14 protein-coding genes are annotated in these 15,842 nt (G+C 62.7%); all 14 read right to left on the minus strand.

Going from position 1 to position 15,842, the window contains the following annotated elements; translation table 11 throughout:
* Positions 1-105: 105 nt before the first annotated feature.
* Positions 106-927, minus strand: a complete 822-nt coding sequence (locus ACFOJ9_RS19430) for a biotin--[acetyl-CoA-carboxylase] ligase (protein WP_378980484.1) — start codon at positions 925-927, stop codon at positions 106-108.
* Between the two features lie 5 nt (positions 928-932).
* Positions 933-2,369, minus strand: a complete 1,437-nt coding sequence (gene nuoN, locus ACFOJ9_RS19435; protein ID WP_378980485.1) for an NADH-quinone oxidoreductase subunit NuoN — start codon at positions 2,367-2,369, stop codon at positions 933-935.
* Between the two features lie 19 nt (positions 2,370-2,388).
* Positions 2,389-3,894: an NADH-quinone oxidoreductase subunit M gene (locus tag ACFOJ9_RS19440; protein WP_378980486.1), complete on the minus strand. Its 1,506-nt coding sequence runs from the start codon at positions 3,892-3,894 to the stop codon at positions 2,389-2,391.
* A complete protein-coding gene (nuoL, locus tag ACFOJ9_RS19445) occupies positions 3,894-5,867 on the minus strand; it encodes an NADH-quinone oxidoreductase subunit L (RefSeq protein ID WP_378980487.1) in 1,974 nt (657 codons plus the stop codon). Before nuoL ends, ACFOJ9_RS19440 begins: the two co-directional genes overlap by 1 nt.
* A 10-nt stretch (positions 5,868-5,877) precedes the next feature.
* The gene (gene nuoK / locus ACFOJ9_RS19450; RefSeq protein WP_010910101.1) at positions 5,878-6,186 is read right to left on the minus strand and encodes an NADH-quinone oxidoreductase subunit NuoK; all 309 of its coding nucleotides are present in this window, start codon (positions 6,184-6,186) and stop codon (positions 5,878-5,880) included.
* A gap of 1 nt (position 6,187) precedes the next feature.
* The gene (locus ACFOJ9_RS19455) at positions 6,188-6,808 is read right to left on the minus strand and encodes an NADH-quinone oxidoreductase subunit J (RefSeq protein WP_378980488.1); all 621 of its coding nucleotides are present in this window, start codon (positions 6,806-6,808) and stop codon (positions 6,188-6,190) included.
* A gap of 124 nt (positions 6,809-6,932) precedes the next feature.
* Positions 6,933-7,424, minus strand: a complete 492-nt coding sequence (gene nuoI / locus ACFOJ9_RS19460; protein ID WP_023812382.1) for an NADH-quinone oxidoreductase subunit NuoI — start codon at positions 7,422-7,424, stop codon at positions 6,933-6,935.
* Complete coding sequence (nuoH, locus tag ACFOJ9_RS19465) at positions 7,424-8,467, minus strand: NADH-quinone oxidoreductase subunit NuoH (RefSeq protein ID WP_378980489.1); 1,044 nt, start codon at positions 8,465-8,467, stop codon at positions 7,424-7,426. Before nuoH ends, nuoI begins: the two co-directional genes overlap by 1 nt.
* A 2-nt stretch (positions 8,468-8,469) precedes the next feature.
* Positions 8,470-10,551, minus strand: coding sequence for an NADH-quinone oxidoreductase subunit NuoG (nuoG, locus tag ACFOJ9_RS19470; protein WP_378980490.1), 2,082 nt, complete (start codon positions 10,549-10,551; stop codon positions 8,470-8,472).
* Positions 10,552-10,624: 73 nt separating this feature from the next.
* Positions 10,625-11,263, minus strand: a complete 639-nt coding sequence (locus ACFOJ9_RS19475; RefSeq protein ID WP_378980491.1) for an NADH-ubiquinone dehydrogenase — start codon at positions 11,261-11,263, stop codon at positions 10,625-10,627.
* A 182-nt stretch (positions 11,264-11,445) separates the two neighbouring features.
* Entirely contained in the window at positions 11,446-12,750 is a 1,305-nt protein-coding gene (nuoF, locus tag ACFOJ9_RS19480; protein ID WP_378980492.1) for an NADH-quinone oxidoreductase subunit NuoF, read from the minus strand.
* Between the two features lie 10 nt (positions 12,751-12,760).
* Positions 12,761-14,044, minus strand: a complete 1,284-nt coding sequence (locus tag ACFOJ9_RS19485) for an NADH-quinone oxidoreductase subunit E (RefSeq protein WP_378980493.1) — start codon at positions 14,042-14,044, stop codon at positions 12,761-12,763.
* A complete protein-coding gene (locus ACFOJ9_RS19490) occupies positions 14,045-15,235 on the minus strand; it encodes an NADH-quinone oxidoreductase subunit D (protein WP_352632380.1) in 1,191 nt (396 codons plus the stop codon). It lies immediately after the preceding gene.
* Positions 15,236-15,838 (minus strand): NADH-quinone oxidoreductase subunit C, encoded by a 603-nt coding sequence (locus tag ACFOJ9_RS19495; RefSeq protein ID WP_378980494.1) that lies wholly within the window; start codon positions 15,836-15,838, stop codon positions 15,236-15,238.
* Positions 15,839-15,842: the final 4 nt, after the last annotated feature.

Genomic DNA, 15,842 nt, shown 5'->3' on the forward strand with positions numbered 1-15,842 from the left:
CTGGCCCTCAGGCCAAGTCCATAAAGCAATTCCAGGAAAAGTGTGTATCGGTTTTCCCACAGGAATTGCGCAAGAACAAACAGTTAGACCCGTCCATGAATGGCTCTAGGCCCTGGCCGAAGCGACCGCGCCGAAATGCACGTCGCCGGCGGCGATCGTCAGAACCGAACCTTCATCGTCGCGGATCACGAAACGGCAGTCCTCGTCAATGGTTTCAAACACCCCACGCACCACATTACCGTCAATTCTGACAGCAACCTCGCCGCCGAGCCCCGCCGCGCGAGCCAACCACCGTCGCCTGACGGCGGCAAGTCCGCGCCCCTCATCCCACAACCGGGCATTCTCGCTCCAGGCATCCGACAGCGCCAGGAACAGTGTTTCCGCATCGCATGCCGCACCCAGCGCGTGCAATGATGTTGCGGGATAAGGCAAATCCTCGGGGTATGCCACCACATTGACGCCGATGCCGACCGCCACCGCGAAACGGCCGCCTTCCAGGATCGCCGATTCCAGCAGGATGCCGGCCAGCTTGGCGCCCGAGGCAAGGACGTCGTTCGGCCATTTCAGCTCGAAACGGTTCTTTCCTTCACTGCCACCGTCGAGGCCAATGGCGATCCGGCCCTTCGGCACCACGGCGTCGAGCGCATCGGCCAGCGCCAGTCCGGCGACGAAACCCAGCGTTGCGGCAAGGCGAAGCTCTGCCTTGGTGATCACGAGCAGCGTCGCCGCGAGGTTGCCTTCGGGCGTCGCCCAGACACGGCCGCGCCGGCCACGCCCGCTTTCCTGTTTCTTGGAAACGACCCACAGCTTGCCCGGGTCACCTGCCCTTGCGTGATCCAGCGCCAGCGCATTGGTGGAGCCGACGCTGTCATGCGCCTCGAGCCGGAACCCTTCCGACGCCGAGGTTGGAGCCAGCCGAAACGCCATGCCGTCTAGAAAAATGCCTTGGCGGCGGCTTCGGCATAGGTGCCGATCGGTCCGCCGATCAGCACGTAGAACAGCACGAAGGCGCCGGAGACGCCGAGCACGACACGCAATTCTGTCGCCATCGGCACGAAGCCACCGACCGGTTCGTCGAACCACATGATCTTGATGATGCGCAAATAGTAATAGGCGCCTACGACCGAGGCCAGCACGCCGATGATCGCCAGCGCATAGAGGTTGGCGTTGATGGCTGCGAGGAAGACGTACCACTTCCCCCAGAAGCCGGCGAGCGGCGGAATGCCGGCCAGCGAGAACATCAGGATGGTCAGGATGGTCGCCATGATCGGATTGGTCGACGACAGGCCGGCCAGATCGCTGATCTGCTCGACATTGCCTTCCTTGCGCCGCATGGCGAGGATGAAGGCGAAGGTGCCGAGCGTCATGACCAGATAGATCAGCATGTAGATGGCGACGCCGCGCACGCCGGCCTGGCTGTTGGCGGCAAGGCCGACCAGCGCGTAGCCCATGTGGCCGATCGAGGAATAGGCCATCAGCCGCTTGATGTTGGTCTGGCCTATCGCCGCGAAAGCGCCCAGCGCCATCGAGGCGATCGAGATGAAGACGATGATCTGCTGCCAGTCGGAAGCGATCGGTTTGAACGCGCCCATGGTGACGCGCACCATCAGCGCCATCGCCGCCATCTTCGGTGCTGCCGCCAGGAAGGCCGTCACCGGCGTCGGCGCGCCCTCATAGACGTCAGGCGTCCACATGTGGAACGGCACCGCCGAGATCTTGAAGGCAAGACCGGCCAGCACGAAGACGAGACCGAAGACGAGGCCAAGCTGGCGCTCGCCGCTGCCCAGCGCCGTGGCGATCTCCTGGAAGCCGGTGTTGCCGGTATAGCCATAGACCAGGCTGATGCCGTAGAGCAGCATGCCCGACGACAGCGCGCCGAGAACGAAATACTTCAGGCCGGCCTCGGTCGAACGCAGATTGTCACGATTGATCGCGCACAGCACATAGATCGCCAGCGACTGCAGTTCGAGGCCGAGATAGAGTCCGATCATGCCGTTGGCCGAGATCATCAGCATCATGCCGAGCGTGCTGAGCAGCACCAGCACCGGATATTCGAACTTGTCGAAATGCTCCGCCTTGGCGAACCGCATCGACATAACCAGCGTCACCGCCGAGCCGACCAGCGCCAGCACCTTCATGAAGCGGGCGAAGGAATCCTGGATGAAGGCATTGCCGTAGGCGCTGCCCTGCCCGGTTTGGAAGATCAGCCAGGCGCCGGCGATCACCAGAACGGCAACGGCAAGGCCGGTCGCCGTGTTGGCGGTGTTGGCGCGCGAATAGGCCCCGACCATCAGCAGCGCCAGCGCGCCGACGGCAAGGATCAGCTCTGGCGTCGAGAGCGACAGGCTGGAGAGAAGGTCCGGCGTCATGGTTCGCAAAACCCTTGGGTTAATTCGCCGCCGCGGTCTGCGCGGCGCCGATGGATGCAGTGACATTGGTGACGAGCGACTTGACCGATTCGGCCGTCGCGTCGAAGACGGGTGCGGGATAGACGCCGAAGAAGATGACCAGAACGACCAGCGGGTAGATGATCACCTTCTCGCGCGTCGACAGGTCGAGCAGGCCCTTCAGGCTGTCCTTGGTCAGCGCGCCGAAGATCACCCGGCGATAGAGCCAGAGCGCGTAACACGCCGACAGGATGACGCCGGTGGCGGCGAAGAACGCCACCCAGGTGTTGACCCGGAACACGCCGAGCATGGTCAGGAACTCGCCGACGAAGCCGCTGGTGCCGGGTAGGCCGACATTGGCCATGGTGAAGATCATGAACACCGTGGCGTATTTCGGCATGTTGTTGACCAAGCCGCCATAGGCGGCGATCTCACGTGTATGCATGCGGTCGTAGATGACGCCGACGCACAGGAACAGCGCGCCGGAGACGAGGCCGTGGCTGAGCATCTGGAAGATGGCGCCCTGCACGCCTTCCTGGTTCATGGCGAAGATGCCCATCGTCACGAAGCCCATATGGGCGACCGACGAATAGGCGATCAGCTTCTTCATGTCCTCCTGCATCAGCGCCACCAGCGAGGTGTAGATGATGGCGACGACCGACAGCGCGAAGACCAGCGGCGCGAACATTTCGGACGCCAGCGGGAACATCGGCAAGGAGAACCGCAGGAAGCCGTACCCGCCCATCTTCAAGAGGATGGCGGCCAGGATGACCGAACCTGCCGTCGGCGCCTCGACATGCGCGTCGGGCAGCCAGGTATGCACCGGCCACATCGGCATCTTCACCGCGAAAGAGGCGAAGAAGGCAAGCCATAGCCATGTCTGCATGTTGGCCGGGAAATTGTGCGTCAACAGCGTCGGAATGTCTGTCGTGCCGGACTGGAAGAACATCGCCATGATGGCGAGCAGCATCAGCACCGAGCCGGCCAGCGTGTAGAGGAAGAACTTGAACGAGGCATAGACGCGCCGCTTGCCGCCCCAGACGCCGATGATGATGAACATCGGGATCAGGCCGGCTTCGAAGAAGACGTAGAACAGCACGATATCCAGCGCGCAGAACACGCCTATCATCAGCGTTTCGAGCAGCAGGAAGGCGATCATGTAGGCCTTGACGCGCTTCTCGATCGATTCCCACGAGGCCAGGATGCAAAGCGGCATCAAGAACGTCGTCAGGATGACGAACAGCATCGAAATGCCGTCGACGCCCATATGGTAGGAGATGCCGGAGTCGAGCCAGGCGACCTTCTCGACGAACTGGAAACCGGCCTGCGAATTGTCGAAGCCGGTCCAGATGAACAGCGAGATGATGAAGGTGAAAGTCGTCGTTAACAGCGCGATGGCGCGGATGTTGCGGCGTGCGTTTTCGCTGTCATCATTGACGAACAGGATAAGCAGCACACCAACCAGCGGCAGGAAGGTGACCAGCGAGAGGATTGGCCAGGCGGTCATCAGAGCATCATCCAGGTGACGAGTGCGGCAACGCCGATCAGCATGGCGAAGGCATAATGGTAGAGGTAGCCGGTCTGCAGCTTGACGACCCGGTTGGTGACGTCGACGACGCGTGCCGAAATACCATCCGGGCCGAGGCCGTCAATGACGGTGCCGTCGCCGGTCTTCCACAGGAAGTGGCCGAGGCGCTTGGCGGGCCGCACGAACAGGAAATCGTAGAGCTCGTCGAAATACCACTTGTTGAGCAGGAAGGTGTAGAGCCCGCGATGCTGAGCAGCCAGATTGACCGGCATTTCCGGCGAGCGGATGTAGAACTTCCAGGCCAGCGCGAAGCCGATCAGCATGGCGATGAAGGGCGACAGCTCGACCCACAGCGGCAGTTCGTGGATATCGTGCAGGATATGGTTCTCCGGCAGCGTGAACAGCGACGCCTTCCAGAACTCGGCATAGCCCTCGCCGATGAAGGCGCCGTGGAAGATGATGCCGGCAAACAGCGCGCCGGCGGCCAGGATGAACAGCGGCACCAGCATCACCGGCGGCGATTCATGGACGTGGTGCATGACCTCGTGGCTCGCCCGCGGCTCGCCGTGGAAAGTCATGAAGATCAGCCGCCAGGAATAGAAGGAGGTGAAGCAGGCGGCGATGACCAGCAACACGAAGGCCATGCCGGCAACCGAATTGTGCCCGGCAAAGGCGCTCTCGATGATGGCGTCCTTGGAGAAGAAGCCGGCGGTGCCGATGACCGTCACCGGGATGCCGACGCCGGTCAGCGCCAGCGTGCCGATCACCATCATCCAGTAGGTGGCCGGGATCAGCTTGCGCAGGCCGCCCATCTTGCGCATGTCCTGCTCGTCGGAGACGGCATGGATGACCGAGCCCGAGCCGAGGAACAGCAGCGCCTTGAAGAAGGCATGCGTGAACAGGTGGAAGATCGCCGCGCCATAGGCGCCGACGCCGAGCGCCACGAACATGTAGCCGAGCTGCGAGCAGGTCGAATAGGCGATGACGCGCTTGATGTCGTTCTGGACCAGACCGACGGTCGCGGCGAAAAAGGCGGTGAAGGCGCCGATGAAGGTCACCACCGTCAGCGCCGAATGCGACAGCTCGAACAGTGGCGACAGCCGCGCCAGCATGAACACGCCGGCCGTCACCATGGTGGCGGCATGGATGAGTGCCGAAACCGGCGTCGGGCCTTCCATGGCGTCCGGGAGCCAGGTGTGCAGCGGCACCTGCGCCGACTTGCCCATGGCGCCCATGAACAGCAGCAGGCAGACGACCGTCATGGCCGCCTGCTTGTCCAGCGCATAGCCAAGGAACGTCAGCACGGCGGCGCCCTGTGGCGCGCCTTCGGCCGGAATGAACGTCGCCGCATTGGCGAAGATGGTGCCGAGATTGACCGAGCCGAACAGCACGAACAAGCCGAAGATGCCGAGCGCAAAGCCGAAATCGCCGACGCGGTTGACGACGAAAGCCTTTATTGCCGCGGCATTGGCCGACGGCTTCTTGTACCAGAAACCGATCAGCAGGTAGGAGGCGAGACCAACCCCTTCCCAGCCGAAGAACATCTGCACGAGGTTATCCGCCGTCACCAGCATCAGCATGGCGAAGGTGAACAGCGACAGGTAGGCAAAGAAGCGCGGCCGATTCGGATCGTGGTGCATGTAGCCGATCGAATAGATGTGAACCAGCGCCGACACGGTGTTGACCACCACCAGCATCACCACCGTCAGCGTATCGATACGCAAAGCCCAGGCCGCTTCCAGTCCGCCTGACTGGATCCAGCGCAGCACCGGCACGGTGAACACTTCGCCGTGGCCGAAACCAACGGTGAAGAAAGCGACCCACGACAGCACAGCCGCGATCACCAGGAAGCCTGAGGTGATGTATTCGGACGCCTTGGCGCCGAGCGACGTGCCGAACAGGCCGACGATCAGGAAGCCGAGCAGGGGAAGGAAGACGATGGCCTGATACATGGTGGTTCCGTCAACCCTTCATCATGTTCACGTCTTCGACCGCGATCGAGCCGCGGTTGCGGAAGAAGACGACGAGAATGGCAAGTCCGATGGCGGCTTCAGCCGCCGCGACCGTCAACACGAACAGCGCGAACACCTGGCCGACCAGATCGCCGAGTGCTGCCGAAAAGGCGACGAAATTGATGTTGACCGCAAGCAGGATCAGCTCGACCGACATCAGGATGACGATGACGTTCTTGCGGTTCAGGAAGATGCCGAACACGCCGAGCGTGAACAGGACCGCCGATACGGTCAGATAATGCGCGATGCCGACAACCATCTCAGAGTCCCTCGCCTGTCTTGACCTTGCGGATTTCCATCCCGGTCGCCGGCGTGCGGCCGACCTGGGCTGCGATCGACTGCCGCTTGACGCCTGGTTTATGGCGCAGCGTCAGCACGATGGCGCCGATCATGGCGACCAGCAGGATGAGGCCCGAAATCTGGAAGTAGTAGAGGTAGTCGGTATAGAGGATGTCGCCGAGCGCGGCGGTGTTTGTCCGCGCGGCGAGATCCGGAATGGGTTTCGAAACCGTCGAGGCGAGCTGCGGCGCGAAAGTGTAGCCGCCGAGCACGACGATCAGCTCCGCCGCCAGGATCAGCCCGACCAGCGCGCCGATCGGTGCATATTGCAGGGCGCCTTCCTTCATCTCGGCGAAATCGACGTCGAGCATCATGACGACGAACAGGAACAGCACCATGACCGCCCCGACATAGACGACGAGCAGGATCATCGCCAGGAACTCGGCCCCGGTCAGCATGAACAGGCCGGCGGCATTGAAGAAGGTCAGGATCAGGAACAGCACCGAATGCACGGGGTTGCGCGACGAAATGACCATGAACGCCGATGCCACCGCGACAAAGGCGAAGAGGTAGAAAAAGGCCGCCTCTAGTCCACTCAACATGGGGTTCCCCCGGGTTCCTGTACAAACAGGACAAGCGTCCTGTTTCGATGTTTGCCGCCGCGTCAGGCTGCAAGTTTCGTTGTGTCCTTAGACGAGGCCCCTCGCCCCGTCCATGCGTCAAATATCAGCGGTACGGCGAGTCCAGCGAGATGTTGCGCGCCAGTTCGCGCTCCCACCGGTCGCCATTCGCCAACAGCTTGTCCTTGTCGTAGTAGAGTTCCTCGCGCGTCTCCGTCGCGAATTCGAAATTCGGCCCCTCGACGATGGCGTCGACCGGGCAGGCTTCCTGACAGAAGCCGCAATAGATGCACTTCACCATGTCGATGTCGTAACGAACCGTGCGGCGCGTGCCGTCATTGCGACGCGGGCCGGCCTCGATGGTGATGGCCTGCGCCGGGCAGATCGCCTCGCACAATTTGCAGGCAATGCAGCGTTCCTCGCCGTTGGGATAGCGGCGCAACGCATGCTCGCCCCGGAAGCGCGGGCTGGTCGGCCCCTTCTCGTGCGGATAGTTGATCGTCTCCTTCGGCGCGAAGAACTGGCGCATCGACAGGAAGAAGGCGCTGACGAAATCCTGCAGCAGCAGCGATTTTGCGGCTTGGGACAGAGCGGACATCACGCAAACCCCGTGATCTTGAGGAAGGTGGCGGTGGCGACCACCATGAACAGCGAGATCGGCAGGAACACTTTCCAGCCGAGCCGCATCAGCTGGTCGTAGCGGTAGCGCGGCACGAAGGCCTTGACCATGGAGATGCCGAAGAAGACGAAGCAGACTTTCAGCACGAACCAGATGACACCAGGCACCCAGGTGAACGGCGCGAAGTCGAAGGGAGGCAGCCAGCCTCCGAGGAACAGGATGGTGGCCAAGGCGCACATCAGCACGATGGCGACATACTCGCCGAGGAAGAACAAAAGGAACGGCGTCGAGGAATATTCGACCATGTGGCCGGCAACCAGTTCCGATTCGGCTTCGACCAGATCGAAAGGCGGCCGGTTCGTCTCGGCCAGCGCCGAGATGAAGAAGATGATGAACATCGGGAACAGCGCCAGCCAGTTCCAGTCGAGGAAGGTGTTGGGCAGGCCAATCCGCGTACCAATTCCATCATGCTGCGACAGCACGATGTCTGTGAGGTTGAGCGAACCGGCGGTGAGCAGAACGGTGACGATGACGAAGCCGATCGAGACTTCGTAGGACACCATCTGAGCCGCCGAACGCAGCGCGCCGAGGAACGGATATTTCGAGTTCGATGCCCAGCCGCCCATGATCACGCCGTAGACCTCGAGCGAGGAGATGGCGAAGACATAGAGGATGCCGACATTGACGTTGGCGATCGCCCAGCCCTCGTTGACCGGAATGACCGCCCAGGCGGAGATCGCCAGCACCGCCGACACCAGCGGCGCCAGCAGGAAGACGCCCTTGTTAGCGCCCGATGGAATGATCGGTTCCTTGAAGACGAATTTCAAGAGATCGGCGAAAGCCTGCAACGTGCCCCAGGGACCGACGACGTTCGGGCCACGGCGCAGCTGCACCGCCGCCCAGATCTTGCGGTCGGCGTAGAGGATGTAGGCGACGAAGATCAAAAGCACGACGATCAGCACGACCGACTTCAAGAGGATCAGCAGCGCCGGCAGCACGTAGAAGGAGAAGAAAGTGTCCATGCTTATTCCGCCGCCTGCTTGAAGCCGCTCTTGGCCAGTGCCGAGCATTCCGCCATCACGGCCGATGCCCGCGCGATCGGGTTGGTCAGGTAGAAATCCGTCACCGGCGAGGTGAACGTGCCCTTGTTCAGCCGTCCGCCGAGCTTCGCCACCCCAGCGATGTCCTCGGCATTGCCGGCCGCGACCTGATCGATGCGGGCCAGATGCGGGTATTCGCCATAAAGCTTGGCGCGCAGCTGCGGCAGCGAATCGAACGGCAGTTTCTTGCCCAGCACATCCGACAGGGCCCGCAGGATCGCCCAGTCCTCACGCGCATCGCCCGGCGCAAAGCCGGCGCGGTTGGTCTGCTGCACACGCCCTTCCGTGTTGACATAGGTGGCCGATTTTTCGGTGTAGGCAGCCGCCGGCAGGATGACGTTGGCGCGGTGTGCGCCCTGATCGCCATGCGTGCCGATATAGACGACGAAGGCGCCGCCGGTCTTGGCCATGTCGATTTCGTCGGCGCCGAGCAGGAACAGCAGCTCCATGTCGCCCAGCATGCCGGCGACACTCTTGCCGCCCTCGCCTGGCACGAAGCCAAGATCGAGACCGCCGACACGTCCGGCCGCATTGTGCAGCACGGCAAAGCCGTTCCAGTCGGCGCGAGCGGCGTTGACGGCGGCGGCGAGCTTGGCCGCCTGGCCGAGCACGGCCGCGCCATCGGCACGCGCCAGCGCACCCTGGCCGACGATGATAAGCGGATGCGTCGCCTTCTTCAGCACCTGGAAGAACTTGCCATTGCCATCCGCCAAATCCCTGAGCGAATCCGGTCCGGCGCCCAGCTGTTCGTAGTCGTAGCGCGTGTCGCCGACATCGCCGATGACGCCGACCGGCAGATTGCCGATCCGCCAGCGCTTGCGGATGCGGGTGTTGAGCACCGAGGCTTCATAGCGCGGGTTGGCGCCGATGATCAGCACCGCATCGGCCTGTTCGATGCCTTCGATGGTCGGATTGAAGATGTAGCTCGCCCGGCCGAGCGCCGGATCGAGTGCGGCACCATCCTGGCGGCAGTCGATATTCTTCGAGCCGAGCGAAGCCATCAGCAGCTTCAGTGCGTAGATTTCCTCGACAGCAGCGAGATCGCCCGATATGGCGCCGATCTTCTCGGGTGCCGTCTTCGACACCGCGTCCTTGATCGCGGCGAAGGCCTCGGCCCAGCTTGCCGGCGCGAGCTTGCCGTCCTTGCGCACATAAGGGCGGTCGAGGCGCTGTGTACGCAGACCGTCCCAGATGAAGCGGGTCTTGTCGGAAATCCACTCCTCGTTCACCGCTTCGTTGACGCGCGGCAGGATGCGCATCACTTCGCGACCCCGGCTATCGACGCGGATCGCCGAGCCGACCGCGTCCATCACGTCGATGGATTCGGTCTTTGTCAGTTCCCACGGCCGCGCCTGGAAGGCGAAGGGTTTTGAGGTCAGCGCACCGACCGGGCAAAGGTCGATGACATTGCCCTGCAGCTCCGAGGTCATCGCCTGTTCGAGATAGGTGGTGATCTCGGCGTCCTCGCCGCGGCCGATCAGGCCAAGCTCGGAAATGCCGGCGACTTCCGTGGTGAAGCGGACGCAGCGCGTGCAATGGATGCAGCGGTTCATCACCGTCTTGACCAGCGGTCCGATATATTTGTCTTCGACCGCGCGCTTGTTCTCATGATAGCGCGAGGAATCGACGCCGAAGGCCATCGCCTGGTCCTGCAGGTCGCATTCGCCGCCCTGGTCGCAGATCGGGCAATCCAGCGGATGGTTGATCAGCAGGAACTCCATCACGCCTTCCCTGGCCTTCTTGACCATCGGCGTGTTGGTGAAGATTTCCGGCGGCTCGCCATTCGGGCCGGGGCGCAGGTCGCGCACGCCCATGGCGCAGGACGCCTGCGGCTTGGGCGGTCCGCCCTTCACCTCGATCAGGCACATGCGGCAATTGCCGGCGATCGACAGCCGCTCATGGAAGCAGAAGCGCGGCACTTCCGCGCCAGCGTCTTCCGCCGCCTGCAGCAGCGTGTAGTGGTCGGGTACAGTGATCTCTTTCCCGTCGACCTTGAGCTTTGCCATTCGCCTCAAACCCCTGCGGAGTTCCCGCAATCTCATTTTCCGGACGCGGTCGAGACCACATCAGGCATTTCATTCACTTCTTGACGGCGAGCGCCGCCGCTTGGGCTGTCCAATCGTCGCGGCCAATGCGGCCGGTGAGCGACAGATAGTCCTCGACCCAGGCAACCTCTTGCGGCGTCCATGCCGCGATCTGGCCATACGTCCAGATGCCAAGGCCGTTGAGAACTTTTTCCAGCTTGGGTCCGATGCCCGATATCGCCTTGAGATCCGCCGGTTTCACCGGCTTTTCCATAGCCTCTGGCTGCCTGAAATCCTCGGGCATCAGCACATGGCCGGCGTCGCCCGTTACCGGAGCGGCATTTGCGGCTGGCACTGCAGTGGCGGCTTCCTTCGCGGCAATATCGGTGACCTCCTGGGCGAAGGACTGCGCCTCGGCGATCATGGTTTTCGCCGTCGCCCGCGCTCTGGTGGAGGAAGAATTCGGGTCGTCGAACTGCGCGACGCGCGCCTCGAAATCATCGACGATCGGCTGCAGCAGCCGTTGCGAGGCTTCGGCCGCCCCCGAAAGCGCGCCCAGCCAGACGCCGAAAGCGTGGTTGGCGAGCCCGAGGCCAAGCGCCGACATCGCCGCCGCACCCGCCACAGGATGCGCGAGAAGGTTGACGGCGCTGGCCATCTCCTTCGGCATCATCCTGGTCAAGTCCTGGTTCATCTTCTCGAGCTGGTCCAAATTGGGCATCAATGGGTTGGGGGTCGGATACGGCGCCGTAGAGTTCTCCTGGTCGTTTTTTCGTTCGCCCGCCCCGGTTGTCTCAGATCGGGCACTTGCCCGTATCTCAAATCGGGCACTTGCCCGTATTTCGCTCGGGCTTTCGCCCGCATTCACAAATTCTTCTATTCCGCCGCCACCATCACCGGCTCGGCCCGGTGCGCGTTGCGCGAAAACTCGTCGATGCGCCGCTCCACCTCGCTGCGGAAATGCCGCATCAGGCCCTGGATCGGCCATGCCGCCGCATCACCCAGCGCGCAGATCGTGTGACCCTCGACCTGCTTGGTCACGTCGAGCAGCATGTCGATCTCGCGCTTCTGCGCTTCGCCGCGCACCAGCCGCTCCATCACCCGCCACATCCAGCCGGTGCCTTCGCGGCACGGCGTGCACTGGCCGCAGCTCTCATGCTTGTAGAAATACGAAAGCCGCGCGATCGCCTTCACGATATCGGTCGACTTGTCCATGACGATGACAGCCGCCGTGCCGAGACCGGATTTGAGGTCGCGCAGCGCGTCGAAATCCATCGGCGTATCGATGATCTGCTCGGCCGGCACCAGCGGCACCGAAGCACCGCCCGGAATGACCGCAAGCAGATTGTCCCAGCCGCCGCGAATGCCGCCGCAATGCGTCTCGATCAGCTCGCGGAACGGGATCGACATCGCCTCTTCGACGGTGCACGGATTGTTGACGTGGCCGGAGATGCAAAACAGCTTGGTGCCGACATTGTTGGGCCGGCCGAAGGACGAGAACCAGGCAGCACCGCGGCGCAGGATGGTCGGCGCCACCGCGATCGATTCGACATTGTTGACGGTGGTCGGGCAGCCATAGAGGCCGACATTGGCCGGAAATGGCGGCTTTAGCCTGGGCTGGCCCTTCTTGCCCTCGAGGCTCTCGAGGAGTGCTGTCTCCTCGCCGCAGATATAGGCGCCGGCACCGTGGTGCATGTAGATATCGAAATCATAGCCCGATGTGTTGTTCTTGCCGATCAGCTTGGCCTCATAGGCCTCGTCGATGGCGCGCTGCAGCGCCTCGCGCTCGCGGATGAACTCACCGCGCACATAGATGTAGGCGGCAATCGCGCCCATGGCGAAACCGGCAAGCAGCGCACCCTCGACCAGCGTGTGCGGGTCATTGCGCAGGATGTCGCGGTCCTTGCAGGTGCCGGGCTCGGATTCGTCGGCGTTGATGACCAGATAGCTAGGCCGGCCGTCGCTCTGCTTAGGCATGAACGACCATTTGAGACCTGTCGGGAAGCCGGCGCCGCCGCGGCCGCGCAGGCCCGACGCCTTCATCTCGTTGACGATCCACTCACGCCCCTTGGCGACGATGCCGGGCGTGTTGTCCCAGGCGCCGCGCGCCATCGCGCCGGCCAGCGACTTGTCGAAGAGGCCGTAGATGTTGGTGAAGATGCGGTCCTTGTCCTGAAGCATTTTTCGACCCTCAGACCGGCTTCTTGCCGAAGACGCGGATGTATTCGGCGACGCCGCCCTTGGCGAGCGCCTTGGCCTGCTTGACCCAGTCCTCGCGTTCGATGCGGCCGTGGAAAGCGAGATAACCGTCCACCCAATCGCGCTCGGCCTTCTTCCACGAAGCAACCTGCGCGAAGGTGAAGATGCCGAGCGAATGCAGGACGCCTTCGCTCTTCGGACCGACGCCGGAAATCAGCTTCAGGTCGTCGACCAGCGCCGGCCTGTCGATGCCGGCCGGACGGTTCTTGTCTTCCAGCGACGGCTTGGCAGTTTTGGCGGCCTTAGCGACCGGTACCTTGACCTCCGGCGCCTTGAAGGCAGATGCCGGCTCGGCCTTGGTCTTAGGACCACTGCGCTGCTTGGAAACCTGCTCGACCTCGGGGTCTGCCTTGTTGGCATTGGCAGCCGAATGCAGCGGCGCCGAAACGCTCGCCGCCCTTTCAACTGCCGGCGCGACCTTGGTCTTTGAGGGCGTCTTCAATGCCGGGCTGGTTTCAAGGGCGTCGGTCTTCGGCTTGCTGGCTTTGGACGGCGCGACAGGGGCCGGTGCTGGCACGGCCGTGGCGATGATCGCATCCGGCGCCGCCCTGGCGGCTTTGGCTGCTTCCCTGGCTTCCCTTTCGCGGGTCGACTTGAGGATCGCCTTTTCGCTCTTCAGCGTGGTGAGGCCGGAGGCCGGCTCCGAGCCGGTGCGGCCGTTCTGCGGCCCCACGGGCACGGAGGCGCCCTTGCCGGCGCCGTAGAGATCGATGATCTCGGCCAGACGTTCCGGCGTCAGATCCTCGAAAGTATCCTTGAAGATCATCACCATCGGCGCGTTGACGCAGGCGCCAAGGCATTCGACCTCTTCCCACGACAAGGTGCCTTTGTCGTTGGTGTGGAACTGGTCGTGATGGATTTTTGACCGACACACATCCATCAGCGCTTCCGAGCCGCGCAGCATGCAGGGCGTGGTGCCGCAGACCTGGATGTGCGCACGCGTGCCGACCGGGTTGAGCTGGTACTGCGTGTAGAAGGTCGCGACCTCGAGGCCGCGGATGCGGGGCATGCCGAGCATGTCGGAAATCGTCTCGATCGCCGCCTTCGTCACCCAGCCTTCCTGCTCCTGTGCTATCATCAGCAAGGGAATGATCGCCGACTGCTCACGGCCCTTCGGGTATTTCTTGATCCATTGCTTCGCCGCCGCGGCATTCGCCCGGTTGAAGGCGAAGGATGCTGGCTGGACGCTGGCTTCTGCGAGACGGCGGACTGACATTTAGCGATCGACCTCACCAAACACGATGTCGAGGGAGCCGAGAACGGCGGTGACGTCGGCCAGCATGTGGCCGCGGCAGAGGAAATCCATGGCCTGCAGATGCGCGAAGCCGGGCGCGCGCAGCTTGCAGCGGTAGGGCTTGTTGGAGCCGTCGGAGACCAAATAGACGCCGAACTCGCCCTTCGGCGCTTCGACCGCGGCATAGACCTCGCCGGCCGGCACGCGGTAACCCTCGGTATAGAGCTTGAAGTGATGGATCAGCGCTTCCATCGAGCGCTTCATCGCCTGACGCTTGGGCGGCACCACCTTGCCATCGAGGTTGGATACCGGACCAGCGCTCTCCTTGCCGAGCAGGAGATCGACGCACTGGCGCATGATCTTCGCCGACTGGCGCATCTCTTCCATACGTACGAGGTAGCGATCGAAGCAGTCGCCGTTCTTGCCGATCGGAATGTCGAAATCCATTTCCGAATAGCATTCATAGGGTTGCGACTTGCGCAGGTCCCATGCAGCGCCCGAGCCACGCACCATGACGCCGGAAAAGCCCCAGGCCCAGGCATCGGCCAGCGAAACGATGCCGATATCGACATTGCGCTGCTTGAAGATGCGATTGCCGGTCAGCAGTTGATCGAGGTCGTCGATCGACTTCAGGAACGGGTCGATCCACTTGCCGATATCCTCGACCAGCTTCTGCGGCAGGTCCTGATGCACGCCGCCGGGACGGAAATAGGCGGCATGCATGCGCGAACCGGAGGCGCGCTCATAGAACACCATCAGCTTTTCGCGTTCGACGAAACCCCACAGCGGCGGCGTCAGCGCGCCGACATCCATCGCCTGCGTCGTCACGTTGAGGATGTGCGACATGATGCGGCCGATTTCGCAGTAAAGCACGCGGATCAGCTGCCCGCGCTTCGGCACTTCGATACCGAGCAGCCGCTCGGCGGCGAGCGCGAAGGCGTGTTCCTGGTTCATCGGCGCGCAATAGTCGAGCCGGTCGAGATAGGGGATCGCCTGCAGATAGGTTTTCGCCTCGATCAGCTTTTCCGTGCCGCGATGCAGGAGCCCAATATGCGGATCGACGCGATCGACGACTTCGCCGTCGAGCTCAAGAACCAACCTCAAAACACCATGCGCTGCAGGGTGTTGAGGGCCAAAGTTGATGTTAAAATTGCGGACGGAGGTTTCAGCCATTTACTGCTTTGCCTTCTCGTCACCCGGCAGGACGTAATCCGTACCTTCCCACGGGGACAAAAAATCGAAATTGCGGAATTCCTGCTTGAGCTCGACCGGCTCGTAGATGACGCGCTTGGCTTCGTCGTCGTAACGCACCTCGACGAAACCGGTCAGCGGGAAATCCTTGCGCAGCGGATGGCCTTCGAAACCGTAGTCGGTCAGCAGGCGGCGCAGATCGGGATGGCCCGAGAACAGCACGCCGTAGAGATCGTAGGTCTCGCGCTCGAACCAGTCGGCGCCGGGATAGACGCCGGTGATCGACGGCACCATGGTTTCCTCGTCGGCCTGCACCTTGACGCGGATGCGCACATTCTGCTTCGGCGACAACAGGTGATAGACGACGTCGAAGCGCTTGGCCCGCGACGGATAGTCGGCGCCGCAGACGTCGATGATCGAGATGAACTGGCAGCGCGCATCGTCGCGCAGGAAGGTCATGACCTCGACCAGATCGCGCGGCTCGACGTGAACGGTGAGTTCGCCATAGGCAAGCACCGCGTCACTGAAGCGGCCAGGCAGCTTCTCGCCGAGATAGGTCGACAGTTCGCTAAGGGAAGCAGCCATGGAT

This window comes from Mesorhizobium cantuariense (genome assembly GCF_042647205.1).
In the GTDB taxonomy this organism is placed as follows: Bacteria; Pseudomonadota; Alphaproteobacteria; order Rhizobiales; family Rhizobiaceae; genus Mesorhizobium; species Mesorhizobium cantuariense.